Source organism: Limnospira sp. PMC 1279.21, assembly GCF_032349615.1.
Taxonomy (GTDB): domain Bacteria; phylum Cyanobacteriota; class Cyanobacteriia; order Cyanobacteriales; family Microcoleaceae; genus Limnospira; species Limnospira fusiformis.
This window is the reverse complement of the sequence record NZ_JARPLU010000569.1, coordinates 1-381: the sequence shown is the minus strand read 5'-3', so window position 1 is coordinate 381 and position 381 is coordinate 1. Positions and strand designations below refer to the sequence as shown.

Genomic DNA, 381 nt, shown 5'->3' with positions numbered 1-381 from the left:
CCTATTTGGCTAAATGAATATCAAATAATTGAATCACCACCATATAGTAATTTTTATGCGGTATTTGACCCGTTAGAACGGATAAAATGGTTTACCCTTTATTTTTGGAGATTAATGCAATGAATACAATATCAATCTGTCAAAGATTCATAATTATTGAATTAGCTTTGATAATAATTGTGGTCTTGTGTTCAGCGTATGCGATAGTCAAGGAGAATAAAATTATCGAATCAAAACTAGATTTAAACAATCAAAAGTTAGACATATTATTTGAGTTTTTTAAAAAATCGTTAGAACAAATAGCCTGTAAACAACAGTTAGGGGGCAAAAAGCAATCACCCCATCTCCCAATCAACAGAGATGATATTGATGATGATGGTT

General features: G+C 30.7%; 1 protein-coding gene. It reads left to right on the top strand.

Annotated features, from left to right (window positions below; all coding sequences use genetic code 11):
• Positions 1–119 precede the first annotated feature (119 nt).
• Positions 120–381 (top strand): hypothetical protein (locus P5683_RS25985; RefSeq protein ID WP_006668647.1); only part of this gene is annotated, 262 nt, incomplete at its 3' end.